General features: G+C 70.6%; 23 protein-coding genes. 10 read left to right on the top strand and 13 right to left on the bottom strand.

Going from position 1 to position 26,135, the window contains the following annotated elements:
- Positions 1-24: 24 nt before the first annotated feature.
- Positions 25-1,593 carry an SDR family oxidoreductase gene (locus HDC37_RS12495; RefSeq protein ID WP_179560723.1) on the top strand — a complete coding sequence of 523 codons (1,569 nt, stop codon included), beginning with the start codon at positions 25-27 and terminating at the stop codon, positions 1,591-1,593.
- Here the strand turns inward: HDC37_RS12495 and cydC are convergent.
- The 4 genes from cydC to HDC37_RS12475 are packed head-to-tail and all read right to left on the bottom strand — an operon-like array spanning position 1,574 to position 7,423.
- On the bottom strand, positions 1,574-3,307 hold the full coding sequence (gene cydC / locus HDC37_RS12490; protein WP_179560722.1) for a thiol reductant ABC exporter subunit CydC: 1,734 nt from the start codon (positions 3,305-3,307) through the stop codon (positions 1,574-1,576). The two genes, HDC37_RS12495 and cydC, sit on opposite strands and share 20 nt — an antisense overlap.
- Positions 3,294-4,946, bottom strand: coding sequence for a thiol reductant ABC exporter subunit CydD (cydD, locus tag HDC37_RS12485; protein ID WP_308472201.1), 1,653 nt, complete (start codon positions 4,944-4,946; stop codon positions 3,294-3,296). Before cydD ends, cydC begins: the two co-directional genes overlap by 14 nt.
- 8 nt (positions 4,947-4,954) lie before the next feature.
- A complete protein-coding gene (gene cydB, locus HDC37_RS12480) occupies positions 4,955-5,989 on the bottom strand; it encodes a cytochrome d ubiquinol oxidase subunit II (RefSeq protein ID WP_179560721.1) in 1,035 nt (344 codons plus the stop codon).
- 15 nt (positions 5,990-6,004) lie between these two features.
- The gene (locus tag HDC37_RS12475; protein WP_179560720.1) at positions 6,005-7,423 is read right to left on the bottom strand and encodes a cytochrome ubiquinol oxidase subunit I; all 1,419 of its coding nucleotides are present in this window, start codon (positions 7,421-7,423) and stop codon (positions 6,005-6,007) included.
- Positions 7,424-7,557: 134 nt separating this feature from the next.
- Here HDC37_RS12475 and HDC37_RS12470 point away from each other — a divergent pair, with 134 nt between their 5' ends.
- A complete protein-coding gene (locus tag HDC37_RS12470) occupies positions 7,558-9,063 on the top strand; it encodes an L-serine ammonia-lyase, iron-sulfur-dependent, subunit alpha (RefSeq protein ID WP_179560719.1) in 1,506 nt (501 codons plus the stop codon).
- A 198-nt stretch (positions 9,064-9,261) separates the two neighbouring features.
- On the opposite strand, the gene HDC37_RS12465 is transcribed toward HDC37_RS12470, so the two are convergent.
- Positions 9,262-9,882, bottom strand: a complete 621-nt coding sequence (locus tag HDC37_RS12465; RefSeq protein WP_218869735.1) for a hypothetical protein — start codon at positions 9,880-9,882, stop codon at positions 9,262-9,264.
- 505 nt (positions 9,883-10,387) lie between these two features.
- Here HDC37_RS12465 and moaA point away from each other — a divergent pair.
- Both moaA and fdhD read left to right on the top strand, forming a co-directional pair.
- The gene (moaA, locus tag HDC37_RS12460) at positions 10,388-11,458 is read left to right on the top strand and encodes a GTP 3',8-cyclase MoaA (RefSeq protein ID WP_179560717.1); all 1,071 of its coding nucleotides are present in this window, start codon (positions 10,388-10,390) and stop codon (positions 11,456-11,458) included.
- Between the two features lies 1 nt (position 11,459).
- Positions 11,460-12,323 (top strand): formate dehydrogenase accessory sulfurtransferase FdhD, encoded by an 864-nt coding sequence (gene fdhD / locus HDC37_RS12455; RefSeq protein ID WP_179560716.1) that lies wholly within the window; start codon positions 11,460-11,462, stop codon positions 12,321-12,323.
- A gap of 6 nt (positions 12,324-12,329) precedes the next feature.
- Here the strand turns inward: fdhD and HDC37_RS12450 are convergent, their stop codons facing one another.
- Positions 12,330-13,211 carry a manganese catalase family protein gene (locus HDC37_RS12450; protein ID WP_179560715.1) on the bottom strand — a complete coding sequence of 294 codons (882 nt, stop codon included), beginning with the start codon at positions 13,209-13,211 and terminating at the stop codon, positions 12,330-12,332.
- Between the two features lie 121 nt (positions 13,212-13,332).
- Positions 13,333-14,148, bottom strand: coding sequence for an MBL fold metallo-hydrolase (locus HDC37_RS12445; RefSeq protein ID WP_257021476.1), 816 nt, complete (start codon positions 14,146-14,148; stop codon positions 13,333-13,335).
- 125 nt (positions 14,149-14,273) lie between these two features.
- Between HDC37_RS12445 and HDC37_RS12440 the strand changes: the two genes are divergently transcribed.
- Together HDC37_RS12440 and HDC37_RS12435 are read left to right on the top strand one after the other, a co-directional pair.
- The gene (locus HDC37_RS12440) at positions 14,274-15,413 is read left to right on the top strand and encodes a zinc-dependent alcohol dehydrogenase (protein WP_179560714.1); all 1,140 of its coding nucleotides are present in this window, start codon (positions 14,274-14,276) and stop codon (positions 15,411-15,413) included.
- Positions 15,414-15,445: 32 nt separating this feature from the next.
- Positions 15,446-16,015: a hypothetical protein gene (locus tag HDC37_RS12435; RefSeq protein ID WP_179560713.1), complete on the top strand. Its 570-nt coding sequence runs from the start codon at positions 15,446-15,448 to the stop codon at positions 16,013-16,015.
- Positions 16,016-16,033: 18 nt separating this feature from the next.
- Here the strand turns inward: HDC37_RS12435 and HDC37_RS12430 are convergent, their stop codons facing one another.
- The gene (locus HDC37_RS12430) at positions 16,034-17,194 is read right to left on the bottom strand and encodes a hypothetical protein (RefSeq protein WP_179560712.1); all 1,161 of its coding nucleotides are present in this window, start codon (positions 17,192-17,194) and stop codon (positions 16,034-16,036) included.
- Between the two features lie 146 nt (positions 17,195-17,340).
- The gene (locus tag HDC37_RS12425) at positions 17,341-17,895 is read right to left on the bottom strand and encodes a Dps family protein (RefSeq protein ID WP_179560711.1); all 555 of its coding nucleotides are present in this window, start codon (positions 17,893-17,895) and stop codon (positions 17,341-17,343) included.
- A gap of 162 nt (positions 17,896-18,057) precedes the next feature.
- Here HDC37_RS12425 and gnd point away from each other — a divergent pair, with 162 nt between their 5' ends.
- From gnd to HDC37_RS12410, 3 genes are read left to right on the top strand one after another with little or no spacing between them, the layout of a single operon-like run.
- Positions 18,058-19,110, top strand: coding sequence for a phosphogluconate dehydrogenase (NAD(+)-dependent, decarboxylating) (gene gnd, locus HDC37_RS12420; protein WP_179560710.1), 1,053 nt, complete (start codon positions 18,058-18,060; stop codon positions 19,108-19,110).
- Between the two features lie 12 nt (positions 19,111-19,122).
- Complete coding sequence (locus tag HDC37_RS12415) at positions 19,123-19,893, top strand: hypothetical protein (protein ID WP_179560709.1); 771 nt, start codon at positions 19,123-19,125, stop codon at positions 19,891-19,893.
- A gap of 1 nt (position 19,894) precedes the next feature.
- Positions 19,895-20,572, top strand: a complete 678-nt coding sequence (locus tag HDC37_RS12410; protein WP_179560708.1) for a DUF1345 domain-containing protein — start codon at positions 19,895-19,897, stop codon at positions 20,570-20,572.
- A 9-nt stretch (positions 20,573-20,581) separates the two neighbouring features.
- On the opposite strand, the gene HDC37_RS12405 is transcribed toward HDC37_RS12410, so the two are convergent.
- A complete protein-coding gene (locus tag HDC37_RS12405; protein WP_179560707.1) occupies positions 20,582-21,841 on the bottom strand; it encodes an NAD(P)/FAD-dependent oxidoreductase in 1,260 nt (419 codons plus the stop codon).
- Positions 21,842-21,893: 52 nt separating this feature from the next.
- On the opposite strand from HDC37_RS12405, the gene HDC37_RS12400 reads away from it, so the two are divergent.
- On the top strand, positions 21,894-23,333 hold the full coding sequence (locus HDC37_RS12400; protein WP_179560706.1) for a cryptochrome/photolyase family protein: 1,440 nt from the start codon (positions 21,894-21,896) through the stop codon (positions 23,331-23,333).
- Between the two features lie 68 nt (positions 23,334-23,401).
- Here HDC37_RS12400 and HDC37_RS12395 read toward each other — a convergent pair whose 3' ends face one another.
- From HDC37_RS12395 to HDC37_RS12385, 3 genes are read right to left on the bottom strand one after another with little or no spacing between them, the layout of a single operon-like run.
- Positions 23,402-24,373, bottom strand: a complete 972-nt coding sequence (locus HDC37_RS12395) for an alpha/beta hydrolase (RefSeq protein WP_179560705.1) — start codon at positions 24,371-24,373, stop codon at positions 23,402-23,404.
- A gap of 3 nt (positions 24,374-24,376) precedes the next feature.
- The gene (locus HDC37_RS12390) at positions 24,377-25,201 is read right to left on the bottom strand and encodes a carbohydrate ABC transporter permease (RefSeq protein ID WP_179560704.1); all 825 of its coding nucleotides are present in this window, start codon (positions 25,199-25,201) and stop codon (positions 24,377-24,379) included.
- Positions 25,198-26,088 (bottom strand): carbohydrate ABC transporter permease, encoded by an 891-nt coding sequence (locus HDC37_RS12385; RefSeq protein ID WP_179560917.1) that lies wholly within the window; start codon positions 26,086-26,088, stop codon positions 25,198-25,200. Before HDC37_RS12385 ends, HDC37_RS12390 begins: the two co-directional genes overlap by 4 nt.
- Positions 26,089-26,135: the final 47 nt, after the last annotated feature.

Raw genomic sequence — 26,135 nt, 5'->3', positions numbered from 1 at the left:
TCCGGCGGCGGTAGCCTCGCTGGCATGGACGACCTCTCCGCTCCGACCGGTCGCGAAGCGGCGCTTGTCGCCGTCGCGCGTGACGACGGCACCGCCCCCCGCGCCCTCGTCCTCGGCGCGACGGGCTACATCGGCGGACGGCTGGTACCGCGGCTGCTGAACGCCGGCTACCGGGTGCGGGTCCTCGCGCGCGATCCACGCCGCGTGGCCGCCTTCGCCTGGGGGGCTCGCGTCGAGATCGTGTCGGGGGATGCCGCTGATGCGACCGTCATGGCAGAAGCCGCCGCCGATGTGGACGTCCTCTACTACCTCGTGCACTCGATGTCGGCCGGTCGCGGGTTCGAGAGCGCCGACCGCGAGGCCGCCGAGACCGTCGCCCACGCGGCCGCCGAGGCCGGCGTCTCACGCCTGGTGTACCTCGGTGGCCTCCATCCCGACGGGGTGCCGCTGTCGGCGCACCTGCGTTCGCGCGTGGAGGTGGGACAGGTGTTCCTCGACAGCGGCGTGCCCACGCTCGTCCTCCAGGCGGGCGTCGTGATCGGGTCTGGGTCGGCCTCGTTCGAGATGGTCCGCCACCTCACCGATGTGCTCCCGTACATGCCCGCGCCGCGCTGGGTGCGCAACCGCATCCAGCCGATCGCGGTGCGGGACGTGCTGCACTACCTCCTCGGGGCTGCCCGCGTCGCCCCTGACGTCAACCGAGCCGTCGACATCGGCGGGCCCGATGTGCTGCGCTACGGCCAGATGATGAACGGCTACGCGCTCGAGGCCGGACTCCCGCAGCGGGCGATCGCCGCGCTCCCGGTGCTGACGCCGCGCCTCGCCTCGCACTGGGTGAACCTCGTCACCCCCATCCCGCGCTCGATCGCCCGCCCCCTCGTGGAGTCGCTGCAGAACGAGTGCGTCATGAAGAACCACGACGTCGACGCTCTCATCCCGCGTCCTGAAGGCGGGCTCATGCCCTACCGCGAGGCGGTGGCGCTGGCCCTCGGACGGGTGGCGGAGGACGCGATCGAGACGAGCTGGCAGGACGCCGAGGTGCTCGGCGTCCCGAGTGACCCGCTGCCGAGCGACCCGAACTGGGCGGGGAAGGCGGTCTTCGTCGACGAGCGGTCGGCGCGCACCACCGCCCCGCCCGAGGCGCTCTGGCAGGTCATCGAGGGTATCGGCGGGGAGAACGGCTGGTACTCCTCGCCGGTGCTCTGGGCGATCCGCGGCTGGATGGACCGCGTGGTCGGCGGCATCGGACTCGCCCGCGGCCGGCGCAGTCGTGCTCGCCTCGTGGTGGGCGACGCCCTTGACTTCTGGCGTGTCGAGGCGCTCGAGCCCGGCCGCTTCCTGCGCCTGCGTGCCGAGATGAAGGTGCCGGGGCTCGCCTGGCTGGAGCTGCGTGCCCGTCCGGACGGCGACGGCTCACGCTACGAGCAGCGCGCGGTGTTCTTCCCGCACGGGCTGTCGGGTCGGCTCTACTGGCTCGCCGTCCTCCCTTTCCACGGGTTCGTGTTCGCCGGAATGGCCAACCGCATCGCCGCGGCGGCGGAGACGGTGGCCGGCAGCGGCGCCCGCGCGCACGTCACCTCGTCTGCCGCGTGATTCCGAGCGCCGGGTCGCCGGTGGCCGAGCCATCCGTCACGCGACCCGCGTCCAGCCGCACCACCCGGTCCACGCCCCCCTCGGGGACGTCGGCGTGCGAGATGAGGATCACCGCCTGCTCGGGCCCCACCGCGGCGAGGAGGTCGCGCAGCAGGGCGTCGGCGGCCGCGGGATCCACGCCGGCGGTCGGCTCGTCCAGCACCAGCACCGCGAACCCGCGCAGCAGCGCTCGGGCGAGCGAGAGACGCTGGGCCTGACCCCCCGAGACCCAGGCGCCCCGCTCACCCACGCGCGCGTCCAGTCCGCCGCGCCGACGCACCTCGTCGGCGAGGCCCACGCGCGCGAGCACCCGTTCGAGGTGGGCGTCGCTGGCGGTGGGCTGGGCGAACAGCAGGTTCTGACGGATGTCGTCGTCGAAGAGCATCGGGTGCTGCTCGACCAGGCCCACGGTGCGACGCACATCGTCGGCGGCGAGAGCGGAGACCGGGGTCCCCCCGATCGTGTAGGTGCCCTCGGCCTCCAGGAAGCGCACGAGCACATGAGCGAGGGTGGTCTTCCCCGCGCCGCTGGCTCCCGAGACCAGAACGCGCTCCCCGGGCGCGACGTCGAGATCGATATCCCGGAGGGCGTTGTCCTCGGCCCCGGGCCACCGGGCGCTCACCCCCCGAAGCGACAGCCCGTCGCCCAGCAGCGGGCCGGTGCCGGTCGGTGCGACGGCACCCGGCGCGACGAGCTCGGCGGGGATCTCGGCCGGAACGGCCGCGGCGATGCGTCCCGCGGCCGCGTGCACGCGGCGCCACGCCGCCGCCGCGAGCGGTACGACGGTGAACACCTCGAAGACGGCCATCGGCACGAGGACCGCGACGGCAAGCCCCGGGCCCGACAGCAGACCCCCGTCGATCGCCGGCCGGCTGACCGCGACGGCGGCGACCGAGGCGATCCCGGCGAGCACCGAGACGACCGCGGTCGTCGCGGCCTGCGCCCCCGCCCGGCGGACGATCGCACGGCGGAGCGCGCGGTCGGCATCGGCGATGCGGGCGCGGCTGTCCTCCACCGCCCCGTAGGCGTGGAGCACGTCGAAGGCGGACAGGTGATCCACGAGCAGGTCGGTCAGCCGCGCGCGCAGCGGCGCGACAGCCCGGTCGGCGCGGGCCCCCGCGACCCACCCCCAGGCGATCGAGACGGCCGCCGCAACGACGAGGCAGCCGAGCAGGGTGAGGCCGGCGGGCCACCACACCGCGCCCACGAGGATGACGGCGCCGAACGCCACGAGCGCCGACGATGCCAGGGGCTGGATGACGCGCAGGGGCAGGTCCTGCAGCTCGTCGACGTCGTCGACCAGCGCACCGAGCACCGATCCGCGCCGGGTGCGGCTCAGCCCGTCAGGCGCGAGGGGCACGAGCCGGCGCACCAGGTCGGTGCGCGTCTGCACGAGCTGTCCGAGGGCGGCGTCGTGACCGAACACCCGCTCCAGGTACCGGGCGCTCGCACGGGAGAGGGCGAAGAAGCGCACGCCCACGACCGCCAGCGACAGGTACAGCACCGCGGGCTGCTCCGACGCGCGGACGATGAGCCAGGCGCTCACTGCCAGCAGCGCCACGGCCGAGGCCTCGGCCGCCAGTCCCGTCAGGACCGTGGGCACGAGCCGGCGCGCCGGCGGGATCGCCGCGCGCAGGATCGTCCGGGGGGTGACCGCTCCCTCAGGCTGCGACATGCGCCACCTCCTCCGCGCGGAGCGTCACGACGCGGTCGGCGATGTCCCGGGCGCTCGGCCGGTGGGAGATGATCAGCACCGCGGCGCCGTCATCGGCCAGTGCACGGAGCGAATGCCAGAGCCGCGCCTCCGTCTCGGCGTCGAGGGCCGCGCTCGGCTCATCGAGGGCGAGGAGGCGCCCTCCGGGCGCGGCGCGCAGCAGGTGGTAGCACGCCCGGGCGACGGCCACGCGCTGGGCCTGACCTCCCGAGAGCCCGGCGCCGCCCACGCCCAGGTCGGTGTCGGGGGAGATGTCGTCGGCGCACGCCACGGCGAGCGCACGATCGATGAGCGGCGGATCGGGGTCGGGGTCGCCGAGGCTGACGTTGCCTGCGACGCTGCCCTGCAGGAGGCCCGCGTCCTGACCCGCCCAGGCCAGCCACGACGCCGGCGGACGGGTGCGGACATCCCGGCCGTCCCAGGCCGCCGTGCCCGTGAAGTCGACGGCGCCGCGGAGGGCGGCGAAGATGCTGCTCTTGCCCCCGCCGCTCGGGCCGGTGAGCAGCGTGATCGTGCCCGGCGTGGCATCCAGATCGATCGGCGGGAGCACGAGATCACCGCGGCGCACCCGCAGCCCCCGCACGATGAGCCCGTCGCCGATCTCGGCCGACGCGGCGTCCACCGGGGACGGGGGCTCCGCCGTCCGCGCGTCGTCGAGCACCTCGAAGATCTCCTCGGTGGCGGCCACGCCCTCGGCCGCAGCGTGGAACTGCACTCCCACCTGCCGCAGCGGCAGGTAGGCCTCGGGGGCGAGGAGCAGGACGAACAGGCCGACCGCGAGCGTCAGACCCCCGTCGAGCAGGCGGAAGCCGATGGAGACCGCGACGATGGCGACGGCGATGCTGGCGAGGAACTCCAGTGCGAATCCCGACAGGAACGACACCCGCAGCACGGTCATCGTCTCGCGCCGGTAGCGCGCCGTGGTCTCGCCGATGGCGGTCACCGCGCGGTCCTGCCGCTGATACAGCTTCAGGGTGCCCAGGCCCCGCACGGTGTCGGAGAACCGTGCGGCCAGGCGCCCGAGGGTGTCCCACTGCCGCTTCTGGACGGCACGGGTGGCCCATCCGATCAGCACCATGAAAAGGGGGATGAGCGGCAGGGTCAGTACCACGGTGAGCGCGGAGATCCAGTCCTGCGTCCACATGACCGCCACCACGATCGGGGTGGCGACCGCGGTGAGGACGAGCTGGGGGAGGTAGCGTCCGAAGTACGCCTCCATGGCCTCCAGCCCCCGCCCGGCCGTGACGGCGAGTCGGGCCGTGTTGCGCGTGCCGAGCCACTCGGGTCCCCGGCGATCGATCGCGGCGAGCAGGGCGCTGCGCAGCTCGGTCTGGGCCCGCGCGGCCGCCCGGGATGCCGCCGCGTCGCGCGCCCACGCCAGTCCTGCCCGGATGCCCACGACCCCCGCGAGGGCGGCGAGGATCGCTGCCAGCTCGGCCGGCGGCATCCCGTCGATCGCGCCGACCACCGCCTGGGTCAGAAGCCAGGCGAAGGCGACGATCACGACCGCCTGCAGCACGCCGATGACCACCAGCAGCGCGAAGAACCGACGGGATGCCGCGGCGTACCGCAGCAGGCGAGGATCGACGGGACGGGCCACGGCAGGCTTCAGTGCGCGGCCGTCGCGGCGGCGGTCTCGATGTGCCGGCGGGTGACGCGCTTGCGGAACACCCAGTAAGTCCAGCCCTGATACGCCAGCACCAGCGGAAGGAAGATCAGCGCCGCCCACGACATGATCGTGAGGGTGTAGTCGGTGCTCGAGGCGTTCTGGATCGTGAGGCTGAAGGCGGGGTCGGTCGCCGAGGGCATGACGTTCGGGAAGAGCGAGAACCACAGCGTGAGCACGGCGCCTGCGACGGCGCCCACCCCGAACGCGAACGCACGCCCCTCGCGGTCTCGGGCGCTGGCGATCACGCCGCCGAGCACGCACACGGCGGCCACCAGCGCGGCGATGAGGGCCGCGGGGAAGAGCGCGGCGCCGCCGGTCCACGCGTCGGCGAGCGTCCGGGTGAGGAACACCGCCGCGACGGCGAGGGTGACGATTCCGGCGCGGACGGCGAGCCGGCGGGCGCCGGAATGGACGGGCCCATCGGTCTTCAGCGCCACGAAGGTGACGCCGTGGGTGAAGAAGAGCAGCAGGGTCGTCGCTCCGCCCAGGAGCGCGTAGGGGTTCAGCAGATCCAGCAGGGTCCCGGTGAACTCGAAGTCCTGGTCGATCGGCACGCCGCGGACGATGTTGGCCACCGCGACCCCCCAGAGGAAGGCCGGGACGGCCGAACCCACGACGATCATCAGGTCGAAGCGCCGCTTCCAGCGGAGGTCGTCGCGCTGGTGGCGGTACTCGAACGACACCCCGCGGACGATGAGGGCGAGAAGGATCAGCAGCAGCGGCAGGTAGAAGCCGCTGAACAGCGTCGCGTACCACTCGGGGAACGCGGCGAACAGGCAAGCCCCGGCGACGATCACCCAGGTCTCGTTGAGGTCCCAGACCGGTCCAATGGTGTTGATGATCTGGCGGCGGGACGTCTCGTCACGGCCGAGGAAGGGCAGCGACATCCCGACACCGAAGTCGAAGCCGTCGAGCACGAAGTAGCCGAGGAAGAGGAACCCGACGATCCAGAACCACAGGGAGGGAAGATCCATGATGCGTCCTTTCGCCTAGTAGACGGTGGTCCGGGTCGCGAGCTCGGCGTGCTCGTCGTCGTCGGCGGGGGCCGCGGTGTCCGGCCCCTTCTGCGCGACGCGGAGGATGAGCCCGAACTCCACCACGGCGAGAGTGGCGTAGATGAGGGTGAATGCGATGAGCGAGATGAGCACCGTCCAGCCGGGGACGTTGGGGGAGACCCCGTCCTCGGTGAGCATCAGACCGAATACGATCCACGGCTGCCGGCCCATCTCGGTGAACACCCACCCGACGAGGCTGCCCAGGAGGGGGAGGGGCGCCGACCAGATCGCGACCTTCCACATCCACGTCGCCACCGGGCGCGTGGCCTTCTTGCGGGTGACCCAGAGGCCGGCCACCGCGACGAGCGCGGCGAGGCCGCCGAGGGCGATCATCCAGCGGAACGACCAGTAGGTGACCCACACGATCGGGCGGTAGTCCACGCCCGCGCCGAACTGCTCCGTGTACAGCGCCTGCAGGTCGTTGAGCCCCTCGACGCACCCGTCGAGGCTGTGGGTGGACAGCAGCGAGAGAAGGTAGGGCACGCGCAGCGACCAGATCTCCTCGGTGCCGTCAGGGGTGCCGATCGAGAAGATCGAGAAGGAGGCGTCCGCGCCGCAGGCGGTGTCCCACATCGCCTCCGCCGCGGCCATCTTCATCGGCTGCGTCGCCACCATCACCAGGCTCAGCTGGTCGCCGCTGACAGCGACGCCCACGAACGACGCGATCACGAACCACAGGCCGAAGCGCAGTGACGAGCGCATGGTCTCCAGGTGCTGGCCGCGCGAGAGGTGCCAGGCCGAGACGGCGACGACGACCGTGCCGGCGAACATCCAGGCGGCGAAGATGGTGTGCGGGAAGGCGGCGAGCACGACGGGGTTGGTCAGCACGGCTCCGATGTCGACGAGCTCGGCGCGGCCGCCGTCGGCGGCGAGCTGGTAGCCGACCGGGTTCTGCATGAAGGCGTTGGCGGCGAGGATGAAGTAGGCCGAGAGGGTCGAGCCGAGCACGACCATCCAGATCGAGGCGAGGTGCAGCAGTCGCGGCAGGCGGTCCCAGCCGAAGATCCACAGCCCGATGAAGGTCGCCTCGAAGAAGAAGGCCATGAGCCCCTCGAAGGCCAGCGGCGCACCGAAGACGTCGCCGACGAACCGGGAGTACGCCGACCAGTTCATGCCGAACTGGAACTCCTGCACGATTCCGGTGACGACGCCCATGGCGAAGTTGATCAGGAAGATCTTGCCGAACAGCCGGGTCAGGTGCAGCCACTTCACATTCCCGGTGCGGTGCCAGACGGTCTGGAAGATCGCCACGACGAGCACGAGGCCCAGGGTGAGGGGGACGAAGAGGTAGTGGTACAGGGTGGTGAGCCCGAATTGCCACCGCGCCAGCAGCAGCGGGTCGAGGAGGTCCACGTCAGCTCTCCGATCTTCGATGAGGCTTCCGAGAGTGAGCGTACGCTGTGGTCTGACCACAGCGCGACGGACTGTCTCGACGTCGAGCGGATGTGTCTCGATGTCGAGCGAGACGGGCCGCGTACGGTAGACGGGTGAGCGCCTACATCTCGGCGTTCGAGCTGTTCTCCATCGGTGTAGGACCCTCGAGCTCCCACACGGTCGGTCCGATGCGGGCCGCCGGTGATTTCGCTCGACGGCTGCGCGAGGGGGGAGCGCTCGAGCGCGTCATCCGCATCTCCTGCACGCTGTTCGGATCGCTCGGAGCCACCGGGCTCGGTCACGGAACACCCGATGCGGTGGTCGCGGGGCTGCAGGGCTTCGAGCCCGAGAGCGTCGATCCGGATGCCGTGCGGTGGGCGTGGGCGCAGTGGCCGACCGGTGCGCGGCTCGAGGTCGCCGGCATCCATCCGATCGGGTTCGCCAAGGACGACATCGTCTTCGCCCCGCGGACTCGGCTGCCGGGTCACCCCAATGCCCTCACCCTCGAAGCCTGGGGTCCGGGAGGCGAGGTTCCGCTGCTGTCGGAGACCTACCTCTCGATCGGCGGGGGGTTCATCCGGCGCGAGGGAGCGGACGACGAGGTGGCGGCGGCCGCCTTCCCCTTCGCATTCGCCAGCGCCGCGGAGCTCATCAGCCTCTGCGACTACCACGGCATCACGATCGCCGAGCTCGCGCGGCGCAACGAAGAGGCGCTGCGCTCACCGGACGAGATCGCCGCGGGCCTGGATGCGATCTGGGACGCCATGGCCGGAAGCGTTGCCGCGGGCCTTCGCACCGACGGGGTCCTCCCCGGGATGCTGGGGGTCAAGCGTCGCGCGGCGGCGATCCGCGCGCAGCTCGAAGAGGCGGAGTCGTCCGGCCACCGCGAGCTCCCCGGGGAGTGGCTCGGCGCGTTCGCGCTCGCCGTGAACGAGGAGAACGCCGCCGGTGGACGCGTCGTCACCGCGCCCACCAACGGGGCCGCGGGCATCCTTCCGGCGGTGGCGATGTACTGGTGGCGGTTCCTGTCGGACTCCGGGCTGGGTGTGGGAAACGCGGTCACCCCGTGGGGCGAGCTCGTCGGAAGCGCGCTGCTCGGCTTCGGCGCCGAGGGCGTCGGGGATGCCGGTGCGGAGGTCGATGCGCAGGACACCGCGTTCGTCGCCGAGGCGAACCGGCGGCGCGGCATCCGACGGTTCCTGCTCACGGCGACCGCGCTGGGGTCGCTGTTCAAGGCGAACGCGTCGATCTCGGGAGCCGAGGGCGGGTGCCAGGCCGAGGTGGGATCGGCGTGCGCGATGGCGGCGGGTGGGCTCACCGCCGTCATGGGCGGCACGACCCGCCAGATCGAGAACGCCGCCGAGATCGCCATGGAGCATCACCTGGGCCTCACGTGCGACCCGGTGGGCGGGCTCGTGCAGATCCCCTGCATCGAGCGGAACGCGATCGCGGCGTCGACTGCGGTGACGGCGGCGCGACTGGCGCTGCGCGGCGACGGGTCGCACTTCGTCTCGCTGGACGCGGTGGTCGAGACCATGCGCCAGACCGGCATCGACATGTCGCACAAGTACAAGGAGACGAGCGAAGGCGGCCTCGCGGTCAACGTCATCGAGTGCTGACCCGCGCTTCGCGCGGATGTGGCGCAGATGGTGGGGACCGCGCGCTCAAGGTCGCAATCTGGGTCACTTCTGCTCGCGCGCCGCTCGCGGATGTGGCTCAGATGGTGGGGTTGGGGCGCTGAAGGCCGCAATCTGGGTCACTTCCGGTCGGGTGCCGCTCGTGGATGCAGGTCGCATGACTCCTCACGCGGGGTCGAGTCATCCTGTCTCAGGCCGCCAGCCGCGACGAAGAAGGACGTCCCGCAGTCTGTCGACAGCGTTCCCTCCCCGCACGTGGCGGGAGGTCACCCGGACCACCTCCCAGCCGAGCGCGACATAGGCCGCGTACTTGTCGATGTCACGGTCCCACTGACGCCTGTCGGTGCGATGGTGGTCGCCCTCGACCTCGGCGACGACCCTGAACGCCGAGAACACCAGCTCGGTGATCCCGATTAGATGTCCCCTGCGGTCACGTATCTCGACGTCGAGATCGGGTTCGGGGAGGCCGGCGGCGTGCAGGTCGAGGCGGAACTCCGTCTCCAAAGGGGAAGAGCTCCCGACCCGGATGAGCTCGACCGCCTCTCGCAGCAGAGCGATCCCCGCCCGTGAGCCCGCCTCGATGGCGCGGAGAAACTGAGGGATGCTGCAGAGTTGCAGGTGAGGCTGTGGGATACCCCGCGCGTCCCGGGGAATCCGCACGAACGCATCGCCCACCATGACAAGCTCCCGAACCGTCAGCTCACGCCCCAGCATCGCCCATGTGGATGCCGGACTTGACAGAACGAGCCCGTCGAGCGAGACCAGGGAGACGAGGTGGGGTGAGACCTTCACCCCACGCACGCCCCGTCCCCTCGGCGCCCGACCCGGTGCGAGTACACCCACCGTCAGATCCAGTCCGTGCGAGAGCGGCGCCCCGAAGAGGACGGCGGCCGTCCTTCCTGCGAAGAAGGTGGCTGCGCCCTGCACCCGGGAGAATGCCTCGGCGAGACCGCGGACGCGCTCCCGCTCGGAACGATCGCCTGCGAGAGGGCCCGCGAAGCTGCGTGCCAGACTGCGTGTCGACCGCACGCCGTAGAACGGGCTAGCGAGATCGTGAGCGCGAAGCCGACTGGGACTCACGCCTGCGGCGAGAGCTTCCGCCCGGGTGAATGACGAGGCGAGTTCGATTGGGAGCGGACTCGGCGTGAAGACCATTCCCTCACCGTGGCGGAGCGCGGCGGCCACCGATCACCGCACATCCCGATCGGTGGACAACCCGACATCCCACCAGGCGGGGGAGGAAGCGACAGCCTCGCCGGGCGGGACTACGCTCGAAGGATGACTGCGCGGCGAGGGGGCGGCTGAGATGGCGGCCATCCCGGTGACCATCTCCCCGGCCCGGTCACGCCCCGCGAGCCCCGCGCCCATCGGTGAGATCGGCGACCCGCTCATCGACACCCACGGGCGCGTGCACCGCGACCTGCGTATCTCCCTCACCGATCGGTGCTCCCTCCGCTGCACGTACTGCATGCCCGAGCAGGGCAATGAGTGGCTGGCGCGGACCAGCATCCTGACCCTCGACGAGATCGAGCGTGTCGCCCGCATCGCCGCCGCCGACGGGGTCTCGACCTTCCGGCTCACCGGGGGCGAGCCGCTGCTGCGCCGCGACCTGCCGGAGATCGTTGCGCGGCTCGCGGCCCTTCGCGGCCCGGACGGTCCCGTGCAGATCGCGATGACGACGAACGGCATCGGACTTCGCGCCGCGCTCCCGGCCCTCATCGATGCGGGCCTCTCGCGCCTGAACATCTCCCTCGACACCGTCCGCCGCGACCGCTTCCGCGACCTCACCCGCCGCGATCGCCTGGCCGACGTGTTCGACGGGATCGACGCCGCTGCGGCGTCGGGACTCCGCCCCCTGAAGATCAACGCCGTCGCGATGCGCGACGTCAACGACGACGAGCTGGTCGACCTGGTCGACTTCGCCCTCGCTCACGACGCGCAGCTGCGCTTCATCGAGCAGATGCCCCTCGACGCCGGCCACACGTGGGACCGGCAGCGGATGGTCACACGCGACGAGATCCTCGCCGCGCTCGCCCAGCGCTGGCATCTCACCCCGGTGCCCGGTCGCGGGGGCGCGCCGGCGGAGCGCTTCCTGCTCGACGGCGGTCCGGCCTCGGTCGGTGTCATCGCCTCGGTCACCGCGCCGTTCTGCGGCGCCTGCGACCGGCTTCGTCTGACCGCCGACGGACAGCTGCGCAACTGCCTGTTCTCCAGCACCGAGTACGACCTGCTCCCGGTCCTGCGCGGTCCTGCTCCCAGCGACGACGCCATCGACCGGATGCTGCGCTCCTGCGTCCACGGCAAGCTCCCCGGTCACGCGATCAACGACCCGTCGTTCCTCCAACCCGCGCGCGGGATGAACGCGATCGGCGGCTGAGGTGGGACGCATCACCGCCCGCCGTCCCGTCACCCGCGTCACCATCGGCGGGGGAGAGGGAGGAACGGATGCCTCGCGGCGGCGTCCCGACGCGCTCGCCGTGGAGGAGCCCCTGGAGATCCGGGTGCGCGGCACGTCGCTGGCGGTCACCATGCGCACGCCCGGGCACGACGTCGAGCTCGCCTCGGGCTTCCTGGTGTCGGAGGGGGTGCTCTCCCGCGGAGACCAGTTCCGATCGGCCATCCACTGCGGCGGTCCGGGAACGGGGCCCGGCTCCGACGGCAACACCTACAACGTCCTCGACATCTCCCTGGCGCCCGACGTCCCGCCGTTGGATCCCGACCTCGCCAGGAACTTCTACACGACGAGCAGCTGCGGGCTGTGCGGCAAAGCGTCGATCGATGCCGTCCGCACGGTGTCGAGCTACGACATCGCGCTCGATGCGGCGAGGGTGCCCGCGGCGACGCTCTCCGGCTTCCCCGATGAGCTGCGGCGTCAGCAGGACGTCTTCGACAAGACCGGCGGCCTGCACGCCGCTGCCCTCTTCGACGCCTCCAGCGGTCAGCCGCTCGTCGTGCGCGAGGACGTCGGGCGTCACAACGCGGTGGACAAGGTGGTGGGGTGGGCGGTGCTGAACGACCGGCTTCCCCTGACCGGCACGGTGCTGCAGGTGTCGGGTCGGGCGAGCTTCGAGCTCGTGCAGAAGGCGGTCATGGCCGGCATCCCGATCCTTGCAGCGGTCTCGGCTCCGTCATCGCTCGCCGTCGAACTCGCCGAGGAGTCCGGTCTCACCCTCGTGGGATTCCTGCGGGGTGCGTCGATGAACATCTACACGCACCCCGACAGGATCGTCCTCACCGGCTGAGCATGCTCACTTGTGGCTGAGCTTGTCCTTCACCACTCCGGTGGCCTTGTCCACGATGTTGGGCTTCGGGTCGGTGCCGAACAGCCGCGGATCGGGCTGGGTGGGCGGGGGCATGGGCGCCGACGTGGTCGGACCGTCGTGGTAGCTGAACTCGCCATTGCCGTCGGGTGTCGGTCCCGCCGCCCATGAACCCTCGGCTGCTGCCGCGCCGTCGGAGAAGTTGAGGTACTGGTAGCTGACCTCGCGGTGCTCCTGCGACAGCGGGAAGTTCATCGGCACCGGGAGATCCTCCGTGCCCTCTTCGCGGAGCTCGGCGGCGGCGCGCAGCCACTGGTTCTGATGCATCGTGTCGCGCGCGAGGAGGAACGACAGCATCTTCCGCACGCCGTGGTCGTCGGTCATGTTGTAGATCCGTGCCACCTGCACGCGGCCCTGCATCTCCGCGTTGGCGTTGGCGGTGAAGTCGGCGAGCAGGTTGCCGCTGGCGGTGATGTACGAGCCCTGCCAAGGGTTGCCGTTGCTGTCGACGGGTCGCGCGCCGGCGCCCGCGACGATCGCGTGCTGCACGTCCATGCCGCCCAGCACTGCGCCGAGCACCGGGTCGGACGCGGCGGCTGCTTCGGACTGCTCGACCGGCGCCTTCTCGAGGAGCTGAGCGATCATGATCGCGAGCATCTCGACGTGCCCGAACTCTTCCGCGCCGATGCCGTAGAGCAGGTCGCGGTACTTCCCGGGGATGTGGGCGTTCCAGGCCTGGAAGCCGTACTGCATCGCGACGGTGATCTCGCCGTACTGCCCGCCGAGGACCTCTTGCAGCCTGCGGGCGAAGACCGCGTCAGGCTTGTCGGGTGTGGATTCGAACTGCAGTTCTTGACGATGGAAGAACATCTCTCGTGCCCCTTTCGGTCGTGTCCGGGCGACGTTAGGTGCCGGTTCGCCTCGCCGTCGTCGGGGTTGACAGAAGCGGGCGCCGCTGACACCCTCACGGCGGCGCGCGAGGGATGCGCCGTCAGCGCTGGCCGACCGCCCGTGCCTCGGCGACGGCGCTCTCGATGCCGGCACGCCACGCGTCGCCGTGTCCGGGAAGGACGACGCCGGCTCCGGTGGCACTCAGTGCACCCAGGCGCTCCAACGCCATGGCGCTGTCGGCCGTCGCGGCCCCGGCGACGATCCGAGGGCCGCGCCCACCGGTGTAGGGGTCGAGGGTCACCAGCGCATCGCCGCTGAAGAGCACGCCCGCACTCGGAAGCAGGTAGCCGCAGTGACCCGCCGTGTGCCCCGGCGACCAGATCGGCACCAGCCCGCCCGGCACGTCGAGCGGCTGCCCCGGGTTCACGCCTCCTTCGGCGTGGACACCCTTGACTCCGAGCGCGCCGGCCGCGACCATGCGCGCCAGGACACCGACGCTCGAGGGGTGCCGGAACGGGTAGGTCAGCCGCGCCCTCTCGTGACGATAGGTATACGGATGCCGTGCCAGCATCCGGTCCCGGTCGTGGACGTGGATGGGGGTGTGGTGTTCATGCACGAGCCGGTCGCACAGCCCGACGTGATCGAAGTGCGCGTGAGTGAGCACCACCGCGTCGATGTCGTCGGGTCCGGCACCGATGTGGCCCAGAGCCTCGACCAGAAGCGGCCACATCCGTGGCAGCCCCGCATCCACGAGCGTGATGCCGTCGTCCACGACGAGGTAGCAGTTCGTCGCCGCCCTCTCGATGCGATAGACGTCGTCGGCGACTTCGGTGATCGGGTTCCGCGTCATGTCCACGCCCTTCTGGAGTCCGTCGACAGCCACCGTCGACTCGTGCGGTGACCGTACGGTGGGCATCCGCGAACCCCCGTGGGGGTTGTCGACGTCGGAGGCGGATGCTAGCGGGTTCCGCGGTGATGGCAACCCCCGTGTGCGGCGGGCGGAGCGTCGGCAGGGTGGGAGATCGACCTGCGAGGAGACGTATGAAAGCCATGACCTACCGCGGCCCGTACAAGATGCGGGTCGAGGAGAAGCCCGAGCCGAAGATCGAGCATCCCCAGGATGCGATCGTGAAGGTCGAGCTCGCCGCCATCTGCGGTTCGGATCTGCACCTCTACCACGGCATGATGCCCGACACCAGGATCGGGCACACCTTCGGCCACGAGTTCATCGGCACCGTGCATGAGGTCGGTCCGGGAGTGGAGACGCTGCGGGTCGGCGACCGCGTCATGGTGCCGTTCAACATCTACTGCGGGTCGTGCTTCTTCTGCGCGCGGGGGCTCTTCTCGAACTGCCACAACGTCAATGCCAATGCCACCGCCGTCGGCGGCATCTACGGCTACTCCCATACCGCCGGCGGCTACGACGGGGGCCAGGCGGAGTTCGTTCGGGTGCCCTTCGCCGACGTCGGGCCCTGGGTGATCCCGTCCGATCTGCATGACGAGGACGCCCTCCTCCTCACCGACGCCTACTCGACCGGATACTTCGGCGCACAGCTGGCAGACATCGTCGAAGGCGACACCGCGGTGGTGTTCGGCGCCGGGCCCGTCGGGCTGGCCGCCGCCCACTCGGCCTGGCTCATGGGGGCGGGGAGGGTGATCGTCGTCGATCACCTCGACTACCGCCTCGACAAGGCCCGCTCGTATGCCCAAGCCGAGACGGTGAACTTCGGCCAGGTCAACGACATCGTCCTGACGCTGAAGAAGATGACCGGCGGTCTCGGCGCCGACGTGGCCATCGACGCCGTCGGGGCGGAGGCGGACGGCCATGTGCTGCAGCACATCACGGCGGCCAAACTGAAGATGCAGGGCGGCTCGCCGGTCGCGCTCAACTGGGCTGTCGACGCCGTCCGCAAGGCGGGAACGGTGTCGGTGATGGGCGCCTACGGGCCGCTGTTCAGCGCGGTGAAATTCGGCGACGCGATGAACAAGGGGCTGACCCTGCGGATGAACCAGGCGCCCGTCGTGCGCCAGTGGCCCCGGCTGATCGAACACATCCGGTCGGGTTTCATCGCCCCGCGCGACCTCATCACCCACCGGTTCCCGCTCGAGGACATCGCCGAGGCCTATCACGTGTTCTCCGCGAAGCTCGACGGCTGCATCAAGACCGTCGTGCACGTCTGACGTCCCGCGACCCGTCCGAACCAGGAGAAGCAATGCCCTACACCGCCGCCAAGCCCGGAACCCGGCCGACTTCCGACGAGCTCCGCGAGAGGATCCCCGGCTGGGGAGCCGACCTCGATCCGGCTGATCGCCCCGCCTTCCCTCGCGAGGTGCCCGGTATCGAGACCGGAGCGCACGGGGAGATGCCCGATCAGCAGCCCGTCAGGGGATACCGCGAGCGCTCCGTGGAGCACGAGCGGCTCACGCCCGTCTTCGGCACGGCGCAACCCCTTCACGGCCCCGCCGGGGCGCTGCGTCGCCTCGCCTACGAGCGGTTCAGCGAAGGACAGACCGCGCACTGGCTCCTGCTGGTGCTGGGTGACCGGGTGGAGGCGATCACGGCGCATATCCGGTCGTTCGCGAGCCGTCGTCCCGACGACCCGATCACGCAGTCGGGGGTTCTGGGTGAGCGTGGCCGTCGCCCCGTCGCATCCCGCATGAGTCCGGGACGGTCGGACGGAAAGCACGCCTGGATCGACCCCCTGCTCGTGGTCGGACCGTGGGTGCTCGCGGGCGCGCTGACATTCCGCGTCGTGCGCGGTGTGGCCCGCCGCGGGCGATGAGCCCCGAAGATCACGCCATCAGAGGAACGGATACGCCTCGTACACGGTGTCGGCAGGCAGCGGAGTGAAGAAGACCGCCTCGAAACGGGCGCTTCCGCCGTCGGCGGGCAGGCGTTCGATGTAGGTCGAGGTGCCGCCGATGATCGTTCCGCCCGGATCACGGGCGACGACGGTGACGCCCACGAACTCCTGATCAACCGGGAACTGCCCGGTGACGGTGCCGGAGACCTCGGTCGCGTACTCGTCGCCGGTGGCGGCCAGATCGCCGACCGAGAACTTGCCGGCGCCGGTCGAGGGCTCGGTCACCGCTTCGGCCGGGTCGGGACCGATGACCTCGAGCGCGGTGATCTCGTTCGCGCCGACCTCGTAGAACGACCCGGACACGGCGACCTGACCGGGAAGCATGGTGATGTAGTCGGTCGAGCTGTCGAGGATCGTGCCGGAGGCGTCAATCGCCTCGGTGGTGAGTTCCCCGTACTCGAAGACCGCGTCGGGGTTGGGATTGTCGACGATCACGACGTACCACCAGAGCTCGGGATCCAGGGTGTCCTGACCGAAAGCCGTCTCGACGACCTGGACGGGTTCGGCCGCGGTGATCGGTTCGCCCCCGCCGGGGGTGAACGGGTCGGTCATGCCGTCTTCGATCGTCTCGATGGTCGAGATCGTGGTGAACAGCGCCGCCACGATCGTCACCACGATCGCCGTGATACCGCCGAGCACCGAGATGATGAGCGCCGCGATGCTGAAGCCCTTGCCGCCCTGCGACTTCACGGCGAGGGCGATGATGGCCATCACCAGCGCCGCCAGGAGGAGCGGGGCGGACAGCCAGCCGAGGAACGGGACGAAGGCGATGAGCAGGCCGACGATCGAGGCGACCAGCGCGATGATCGCGAGCACCTTGGAGCGGGTATCGGGGCCTTCCGGGGAGGAGGGCCCGCCCGGGTAGACGATGCCGGGCTGGGCATACGGCGGCAGCGGGGCACCGGGGTAGGAGGGCGGTGCGGCATATTGCCCCGCGGGCTGCGCGTACTGCCCCGCGGGCGGCGCGTACTGCCCCGCGGGCGGGGCGTACTGTCCGGCAGGCGGCGCGTGGTGACCCGCCGGAGGTGCGTAGGAGCCTGCGGTCGGAGGATCGGCGGGCTGCGGCCCGTCTTCGGGAGCATGGTTCTGGTCGGACATCGCTTCCTCTCCATGCGACGGTTGTGCGTCGTCGCCGCCGGTACACAGTAGCGAGGTCGGCGGACACGACCCAAACCTCAGGCCCCCGCGGCGGACATGACGAGAGCGGATGCCGCCCCCACGGCATCCGCTCTCGTTCTGCGCTGTCAGCGCCGGGGTGTGCGGTTCTCCGCGCTCACCATCCACGACAGCTGTTCCACGCGCTCGAGAACCCCGTGGAGGATGTCGGCGCTCGTGGGGTCTTCGTCATCGACGGCGTCGTGCACGTCGCGGACGGTGCCGGCGACGGCGTCGAGACGTTCGGTCATCAGGTCGATCACCTCGGTGGTGGCGATCTCGCCCTGCGGGAACTCCGGCAGGGTGGTCGTCTCGGCGACGGCGTCGCTGCGACCGTCAGGCAGGGCGTGCAGCGCCCGCATCCGCTCGGCGATGTCATCGGCGAATTCGCGCGCGGCGTCGATGATCTCGTCGAGCTGCAGGTGGGTGTCGCGGAAGTTCGTCCCGACGACGTTCCAGTGGGCCTGCTTACCCTGCAGCGAGAGTTCGATCAGATCGACCAGAACACGCTGCAGGCTGTTGCTCAGCGTCTCCGACGCCTGGAAGCCCTTCTCGGCGTTCTGCTCGTCGGTGAGTTCGGCGCCGCGCGACGGCCGCCGCTTGTTGCGGGTGGCGGAAGAGGCTTTGTCGGTCGTGGTGGCCACGGAACGCTCCTATCGATCGGGGTGGCTTCGACGATAGGCGCGGGACGATTTCGGCGGGAGAGCTTGCACCGGGTCGACGGCAGTGATAGCCGCTCGTCGCACGGCGTCCCTAGACTGCGAGCAGGGCCGGACCGACCGGTGCCCGAAGCGGAGCGAGGACACATGCAGCTGGCGATGGTGGGACTGGGGCGGATGGGCGCGAACATCGTGCGACGATTGATGCGCGACGGTCACGACTGCGTCGTCTACGACGTCAATCGGGAAGCTGTGACCGCCCTCGCCGCGGAAGGCGCGACGGGCGCTGCGACGCTGGACGAGCTCGCGAGCAAGCTGGAGACCCCCCGGGTGGTGTGGCTGATGATCCCGGCGGGCCTCACCGGCGGCGTCGTGGATCAGCTCGCGGAGGTGCTCGAGGCGGGCGACATCATCATCGACGGCGGCAACTCCAACTACCGCGACGACGTCCGCCGCGCCGCCGCGCTGAAGCCGAAGGGCATCCACTACGTCGATGTCGGCACGAGCGGCGGCGTCTTCGGTCTCGACCGCGGCTACTGCCTCATGGTCGGCGGTCCGGATGAGGCGTTCAGCCGCATCGAGCCTGTCCTGAAGACCATCGCCCCCGGCCGCGGTGTGATCGAGCGCACCCCGGGCCGCGCGGGTGACTTCGCACCCGAGGAGCTCGGCTACCTGCACTGCGGCCCGTCGGGCGCCGGCCACTTCGTGAAGATGGTGCACAACGGGATCGAGTACGGCATCATGGCGGCGCTCGCCGAGGGCCTGAACATCCTCGAACATGCCGATGCGGGCATACATCAGGCCGAGCACTCCGCCGAGGTGGCGCCGCTGGAGGAGCCGGAGTTCTACCAGTTCACCATCGACACACCGAAGGTCGCGGAGCTCTGGCGCCGCGGGTCCGTCATCTCCTCGTGGCTGCTCGATCTCACCGCAGCCGCCCTGCAGGAGAATCCCACCCTCGACGGTCTCGCCGGGCGCGTGTCGGACTCGGGCGAGGGGCGATGGACGGTGAAGGCCGCCGTCGACACCGGCGTCCCCGCCCCCGTGCTCGCCGCGTCGCTGTTCGAACGATTCGCCTCGCGGGGCGAGGACCACTTCGCCAACCAGGTGCTCTCGGCGATGCGCCTGCAGTTCGGCGGTCACCAGGAGCTTCCCGCGGGCGACGTCCTCGAAGCGGGGAGCCGCAAGGCCGACGCCTGATCGGACGACGCGATGGCCTACCTGCCCATCTCCACCCCCGGCGAAGTCGGGGGGCCGGACGGCTACTCCTACGGTGCGCTGGTGCTCATGACGGATGCCGCGGACGCGGCGTCTCTCGAGAGGGTGCTCCGCGTCATCCGCTTCACCGGTTGGATCGCGCCCACTGCATCGGGCACCCAGGTCGTGATCGGCGATCCGGGGGCGGGGGTCGTGGCGGCGGGGCGTCGCGGGATCACCGAGGTCGGTGCCGTGGTCGCCGAGCAGCTCGACTGTGCGGTCTTCGCCGTGCAGGTGCGCCGCGACCGGCAGCTCGGGCTGGTCGCCTGGCGGGGCGCCGAGGAGGTCGGCCGCTACGACAGCGACCCGTCGGCTGACCCCGGCGCCGATGACGACGTCGCCTCCGAGCCGGTCGGTGTCGCCGCGGCCCCGGAGTTCGCGGCCCTGGCAGGGGTCCCCGAGTCCGGCGAGAAGCTGGCGGAGATCCTCGATGAGGAGCTGGAGCGCGACAGCGTCTCCGAGTCCGAGCGGTTGCGCGGCATCCTGCGCCTGCTGTCGCTCCCCGACTGGATCGTCGCTGCGTCCTCTCTGCCTCGCGACATCCCCACCGGTCCTCGCGCCGCCGACCTCGTCCGGTTGCGTGTGGGGATGCCGGGGGCACAGGGGATGTGGCAGAACCCCTGGGTGCGGCGGCTGCGCCGGCGGTGGACCCCGCCGCCGATCATCGCCGACCCGCCCCGGGAGAGCGGTCCGGGGATGGAGGGGATCGAACCGTGGATGTTCTGAGATGAGCGGCCTCGCCACGGGCACACGACGACGCACCGCGGTGTGGGGGCTCGCCATCAGCTCGGTGCTGCAGCTGACGCTCGTCGTCCTGGGGATCGGCTTCATCCTCGCCCCTGACAACACGACCTCCGCCGTCCTTCTCTTCGCCTGGTGCGGCGTGGGCACTGCCTACGCCACAGGGATCTGGGTGGTGCTGTGGCTCGCGGGGCGCAGCGCCGCGAGCGACGGGCCGCCGCTGCTGATGGAGCTCGGCATCGTGCCCCGCACGATCTCGCTGACGGCGACGATCTTCACCAGCGCTGTCGGCGTCGTCGCCACCGTCCAGCACATCTTCCTCCAACCCGACGACGCGATCACCCCGCTGCTGGACATCATCGGAATCTGGGCCATGCTCCTCGCCTGGATCCTGCTGCACTGGGGATACGCTCAGCTCTACCTGCAGCTGTACTACCGCGAGAACGATCGTCCGCTGCGCTTCCCCGGCACCGCGACCCCCGGCATCCTCGAGTTCGCCTATTTCTCCTACACGGTCGCGGTCAGCTTCGCCGCCTCCGACGTGGAGGTGCACGACCGGCGGATGCGGTGGCGGGTGATGACCCATTCCGTCATCGGCTACTTCGTCAACGGCCTCATCATCGTCACGGCCCTGAGCGCCATCGCCGAGGCGGGGGGCCGCTGACGGCGGGAGTCAGATCGACAGGAGCGTCCGCGCGACCCGCGCGCCCGAGACGAGGGCACCCTGGATCGACGCGGTGTCGCGGTGGTCGCCGGCGATCAGGATGCGTTCGGCGATCCAGGGCGCGCTCCTCACGTGCAGTGGCGCCGGCTGTGCCGGGAGGGCGTGGCGCACGTCGTCGCGGCGGAGGAGCCGCCACTGCGCGGCATCCTTCCCCCACAGTTCTGCGAGCTGACGGCGCACCTCGTCCTCCGACGCTCCCCGGCCGTCGGTGGGGAGCAGACAGGTCGCCTGCACGAGGTGATGACCGCGCGGGGCGTAGGTCCGTGCCGTGCGCGAGAGGACCGCGGTGTTCACGATCGGCCCCCGGCGTCGCCCGTCGACGGCCAGGAGGGCGTCGAACGCGGGCTCCTGCGCGGCGTCGAACCACCAGGTCTGCAGTCCCTTCGTCTTCCGTGCCGGCAGATCGGTGAGCGTCGCGACCGCCTCCGGTCCCACCGCGATGATCACGCGGCTCGCGTGCACGGTGTCGGCCCCTGCGACCGCCACCTCGCAGGCACCCGTTCCGCGCGACAGGGCGGTGACCCGGTGGGACAGGCGGATGTCGGCACCCGCCGCCTCGGCCCGGGAGGCCAGGTGTCGGGGAAGGGCGGCGATGCCGTCCGCGGGCAGGCCCGGCCGCCCGAGCGCGAACATGCGCACGAGCAGTCGGACGAACGCCTCCGAGGTCGCGCCGGTGTCATCGGCGATCACTCCGGCGAGGAAGGGTTCGAGCACCTCGGTGCGCAGAGCTCCGGTGAGGCCCGCCCGCGCCCAGCCCTCGGCGAGGCTGCGGTCGGAGCCGGAGATGACGCCCTTCGGGTCGAGCATCGCCGGCATCGTCCACCGGGCGAGTGCCCAGAGGTCCGCGGGCCGGACGAGGCCGCTCGCGACCGTGGCGGGGATGAGGCCCGGATGCCGCAGAGGATGCCCCAGGCGCACCGAACGCCTCTCGCGGCGCACCCGCACTCCGACGGGGAAGGCCTGAAGATCCAGGGCGGCGAGGTCGGCCGCGTGCGGCAGTGCGGGGTAGGCCGGGTTCAGCACATGGAATCCGCGGTCGAGGAGAAACCCGTCGACGATGTCGGTGCGCTCCCTGCCGCCGACGTCGTCGGCCGCCTCGAGCACCACCACGTCGCGGCCCGCGCGGGCGAGGATGTGCGCCGCCCGCAGACCCGCCAGGCCCGCTCCGATCACGACGACGTCGTGCGTGGCGGGACCGGTGCGGGGCATGTGCCGAGCCTACGACGACCTCCGTCTCCTCGGAGGGTGGCAGGATGACGGCATGAAGGCCGCACTGATCCTCGCGACCCAGCTGTTCGAGGATCACCCCGCCCTCAGCGATCCGGACATCGACATCCTGTTCTTCGTCGAGGCGGAATCCGCGCTCACCCGTCGGCCGTTCCATGCGCACAAACTCGTGCTCATCCTCTCCGGACTCCGCCATGCGGCCGCGCGCGCCGAGGAAGCCGGACACCGTGTGGCGCACCTCCGTGTGGGGGAGGAGTGGAGCTTCGCAGCGGGTGTACGACGACTGATCCGCGATCACGGGATCGACGGGCTGGCGTGGATGAGCGCGACCGATCGCGGCGTGGACGAGCGTCTGCGCCGGCTCTGCGAGGACGAGGGCGTTGCGACCCGCATCTATCCGGACGCGCTGTTCCTCACATCGGCCGACGATCTCGACGGATGGTTCGAGGGGCACCCGCGGGCGAAGATGGAGGACTTCTACCGGTGGCAGCGCCTCCGGACCGGTGTCCTGATGGAGGGGGACAAGCCCGCGGGCGGTGCCTGGAACTTCGACGCCGACAATCGTCATCCGCTTCCCCCGGGCGGCGTCCCGGTCCCCGCCCTCCCCGAGGCCCGGCACGACGAGATCACTCGGGAGGTGATGGCCCTCGTCGCCGATCGGTTCGCCGATCATCCGGGCGACGCGGCGGATTTCTGGCTGCCGGTCACCGCTCCTGCGGCGCGGGAGTGGCTGGCGTCGTTCGTCGCCGAGCGTTTGGAGCTCTTCGGTCGCTACGAGGACGCCATGGCCGCCGACGAGCCGTTCCTCTTCCACGCGATCGTCAGTCCCTTCCTGAACGTGGGTCTGCTCCGTGCGGAAGAGGTCGTCCGCGCCGCGGTAGCCCACCGAGACGCGGTGCCGATCGCCTCACTCGAGGGGTTCGTACGTCAGGTGATCGGCTGGCGGGAGTACATGCGGGGCTCCTACCGCGCCGACCCCGCCCTCATCGACGCCAATCACTTCGAACTCACCCGTCCCCTCGAGGACTGGTGGTACACCGGCGACGGCATCCCCGACGATCTGCCGATACCGGTGCGGGTCGTGCTCGAGCGCGTCCATCGTTGGGGCTACGCCCACCACATCGAGCGGCTCATGGTCCTCGGAAACTGGTTCCTGCTGCAGGGGTATCACCCGCGGGCGGTGTTCGACTGGTACTCGGCGCTGTTCGTCGACGCGTACGAGTGGGTCATGGTCCCCAACGTCCAGGGAATGAGCCAGTATGCCGACGGCGGGGGCGTGGCCACGAAGCCCTATGTCTCGGGCGGGGCCTACCTGCAGAAGATGGGGCGGTGGTGGGGGAGCGACCGCGAAGCTCGCGACTCTGTCTTCACCAGCGCCTACTGGGCCTTCCTCGAGCGGCACGAGTCCAGGCTGGCGGGCAATCCGCGGCTGAACATGCCCCTCGCGCAGATGCGCCGGCGACGCGGTGACTGAACCCCTGCCGGCAGCCCCCGGGATGGCCGTACCCCCGCCGGCCGGGGGGACGACCGGCGGGGGCAGGTTCAGATACCCGCGAGGGTGCGCCGAGCGTGGGCGAGCACGCGGGTGAGCCATCGGGCGCGAACGCGGGTGGCGTCGCGACTGAGAAGTGCCTCGGGCACGAGGGCGTCGAATCCGTGCGCGCCGCCGGGCCAGACGTGCAGCTCGGCGTCACCGCCGCTCTGCCAGAGGCGGTCGGCATACGCCACGCATTCGTCGCGGAAGGTCTCGGCCGACCCCACGTCGATGAACGCGGGCGGAAGGCCGGAGAGATCCTCGGCACGCGCCGGTGCGGCGTAGATCGGCACCTCGGTGCGGTCGTGCCCGAGGTAGGCAGTCCATGCGGTCTCGTTCGCCTCGCGATCCCACGCGCCGCGGCCGACCATCTGCGCACCCGAACGGGACTGGTTGCGATCATCGAGCATCGGGCAGATGAGGAGCTGCGCGAAGACAGCGGGACCGCTGCGATCCCGGGCGAGGAGAGCGGTCGCGGCGGCCAGACCCCCTCCGGCGCTGATGCCCGACAGGATGATGCGATCGGGGTCGATCTCGAGCTCGCCCGCACGGTCTGCGACCCAGCTGAGCACGGCGTAGACGTCTTCGACAGCGGCGGGGTAGCGATGCTCGGGTGCCAGTCGATAGTCGACGGAGGCGACGGCGACCCCCGTCTCGTCGGCCAGCGCGGCCAGCGCGGCGATTCCGTCGTAGGGCCCTCCCACCACGAGCCCCCCGCCGTGGGCGAACACCAGCGCCGGCACCGGTCCGGTGCGGGCGACCGGCTGGAGGAGGATCACCCGGAGGGGGTCGCCACCCGGCCCGTCGAGCCGGTGCACCGAGTGCTCCAGGCGTCCGCCCCGCGTGACCTCCGCCATCGACGGGGGGAGGTTGCGGGCGCGCAGCGACGCGATCTCGTCGGGACGCAGGGTGGTGACGACGTCGGGGTTGGTGGCGAGGGCGTGTGCCACGTCGGGATCGAAGGGCGGGATCGGCGGCATCGATCAGCCTTTCAGTGAGCCCTGCAGGAGGGCGGAGACGAAGTGGCGCTGGAAGATCAGGAAAATCAGCAGCGTCGGGGTGAGGATCAGCAGCGACCCGGCGCACAGCAGCGGGATGTCGGTTCCCCACTGGCCCTGGAAGGCACCGAGGGCGCCCGCCATCGTCCGGTTGGCGGGATCGTCGACGAGCACGATGGCGAGGAGGAACTGGTTCCAGGTCCAGAGGAAGAGCAGGATCGCCAGCGAAGACAGGGCGGGTGCCGAGAGCGGCACGTGGATCTTCCAGAACAGCTGCCACGTCGACGCCCCGTCCACCCGCGCGGCCTCCGAGAGGTCGTGGGGCATGTTGACGAAGTGCGCACGCATCCACATGATCGCGAACGGCATGAACAGGCCGATGAGGGGGAGGATGATCGCCCACCGGCTGTTCAGGAGCCCGATGTCGCGCATCTGGTAGTACAGCGGCACGACGATGCCCTCGAAGGGCAGAGTCAAGCCGAGGATGAACACGATGAAGACCGCGTTCCCGCCGCGCGGGCGCAGGTGGCCCAGGGCGAAGCCGGCCAGCGTGGCGATGAGCACCGCGATGGGCACCACGCCGAGCTCGATGAGGACGCTCGACCACAGCAGCTCGAGCATGTTGGCGGATTGGAAGGCCGTGAGGAAGTTGTCCCATCGCGGGGTCTCGGGCCAGCTGATACCCGCGGGGTAGGTGCCGGGGGGATGAAGCGCCGTGACGAACAGGCTCACGAACGGGATGATCGTGATCGCCATCAGGAGGAACAGCAGGGCGCGGCCGAGGATCTTGTCGCGGAGCGGGGTGATCATGCGTCCCTCCCGCGGATGATGCGCTGCAGCGGCAGCACCACGAGGAGCACCAGAAGCATCAGCACGACGGCGAGCGCGGAGGCCGTGCCCACGTCGCGCTGGAAGAAGGCCAGGTAGTAGATCTGCAGACCCGGCACGAGTGTGCTGTTGCCCGGTCCGCCCTGGGTCGAGATGTAGATGATGTCGAAGCTCGCCAGCGCGGAGATGACGGTGACGGTGATCGCCACGGCGAGCTCCTGCCGGACGCTCGGCAGGGTGATCGAGAAGAACTCGCGGATGGGTCCGGCGCCGTCGATGCGGGCCGCCTCGTAGAGGGCGGGGTCGATCTTGGTCATGCCGGCCAGCAGCAGGACGGTGCACAGACCCAGCTGCACCCACGCACCGATAAGGCCGACGGCGGGGAGCGCGGTGTTGAAATCGCCGAGCCAGGCTCGCGTGAGCCCGCCGAGGCCGACCGCGCTCAGCAGCTGGTTCACGAAGCCGGTGGAGGACAGCTGCCAGCTCCACATGATGCCCGCCGCCACGAGCGGGATCACTTGAGGGAGGAACAGGACGGTGCGCGAGACCGTCGCCAGTCTGCTGGTCGCGATCCCGCGAATGATGTTCGCGGCGAACAGTCCGAGGATCACCGGGATGATGCTGAAGTAGATGATCAGCTCGAAGGAGTTGAGGAGCGCGCCGAGAAGCGTCGGATTGCCGAAGACCTCGCCGTAGTTGTCCAGGCCCGCCCAGGAGGCGGTGGTGAACCCGTCCCAGTCGTAGAGCGAGTACTGGGCGGTCAGCGCGATCGGGCGGAGGACGAAGGCGATGTAGAAGGCCGCCGCCGGCAGGACGAGCAGGTAGATCCTGAGGTCGCGGATGACACGGCGTCGTCGGCGGCGGCGCATGAGCGTGGTGTCACCAGGAGTGGTCGACACGGGGGGAGGGGTTGCGG

Origin of the sequence: Microbacterium sp. AK009 (assembly GCF_013410955.1) — a bacterium.
GTDB lineage: Bacteria > Actinomycetota > Actinomycetes > Actinomycetales > Microbacteriaceae > Microbacterium.
This window is presented reverse-complemented; position numbering and strand designations above follow the sequence as displayed.

Bases quoted from the DNA above. Each gene is read 5' to 3' on its own strand.
- HDC37_RS12495 (WP_179560723.1), top strand. From the start codon at position 25: ATGGACGACCTCTCCGCTCCGACCGGTCGCGAAGCGGCGCTTGTCGCC.
- cydC (WP_179560722.1), bottom strand. From the start codon at position 3,307: ATGTCGCAGCCTGAGGGAGCGGTCACCCCCCGGACGATCCTGCGCGCG.
- cydB (WP_179560721.1), bottom strand. From the start codon at position 5,989: ATGGATCTTCCCTCCCTGTGGTTCTGGATCGTCGGGTTCCTCTTCCTC.
- moaA (WP_179560717.1), top strand. From the start codon at position 10,388: ATGGCGGCCATCCCGGTGACCATCTCCCCGGCCCGGTCACGCCCCGCG.
- HDC37_RS12450 (WP_179560715.1), bottom strand. From the start codon at position 13,211: ATGTTCTTCCATCGTCAAGAACTGCAGTTCGAATCCACACCCGACAAG.
- HDC37_RS12445 (WP_257021476.1), bottom strand. From the start codon at position 14,148: ATGCCCACCGTACGGTCACCGCACGAGTCGACGGTGGCTGTCGACGGA.
- HDC37_RS12440 (WP_179560714.1), top strand. From the start codon at position 14,274: ATGAAAGCCATGACCTACCGCGGCCCGTACAAGATGCGGGTCGAGGAG.
- HDC37_RS12435 (WP_179560713.1), top strand. From the start codon at position 15,446: ATGCCCTACACCGCCGCCAAGCCCGGAACCCGGCCGACTTCCGACGAG.
- HDC37_RS12430 (WP_179560712.1), bottom strand. From the start codon at position 17,194: ATGTCCGACCAGAACCATGCTCCCGAAGACGGGCCGCAGCCCGCCGAT.
- gnd (WP_179560710.1), top strand. From the start codon at position 18,058: ATGCAGCTGGCGATGGTGGGACTGGGGCGGATGGGCGCGAACATCGTG.
- HDC37_RS12415 (WP_179560709.1), top strand. From the start codon at position 19,123: ATGGCCTACCTGCCCATCTCCACCCCCGGCGAAGTCGGGGGGCCGGAC.
- HDC37_RS12410 (WP_179560708.1), top strand. From the start codon at position 19,895: ATGAGCGGCCTCGCCACGGGCACACGACGACGCACCGCGGTGTGGGGG.
- HDC37_RS12405 (WP_179560707.1), bottom strand. From the start codon at position 21,841: ATGCCCCGCACCGGTCCCGCCACGCACGACGTCGTCGTGATCGGAGCG.
- HDC37_RS12400 (WP_179560706.1), top strand. From the start codon at position 21,894: ATGAAGGCCGCACTGATCCTCGCGACCCAGCTGTTCGAGGATCACCCC.
- HDC37_RS12395 (WP_179560705.1), bottom strand. From the start codon at position 24,373: ATGCCGCCGATCCCGCCCTTCGATCCCGACGTGGCACACGCCCTCGCC.
- HDC37_RS12390 (WP_179560704.1), bottom strand. From the start codon at position 25,201: ATGATCACCCCGCTCCGCGACAAGATCCTCGGCCGCGCCCTGCTGTTC.
- HDC37_RS12385 (WP_179560917.1), bottom strand. From the start codon at position 26,088: ATGCGCCGCCGCCGACGACGCCGTGTCATCCGCGACCTCAGGATCTAC.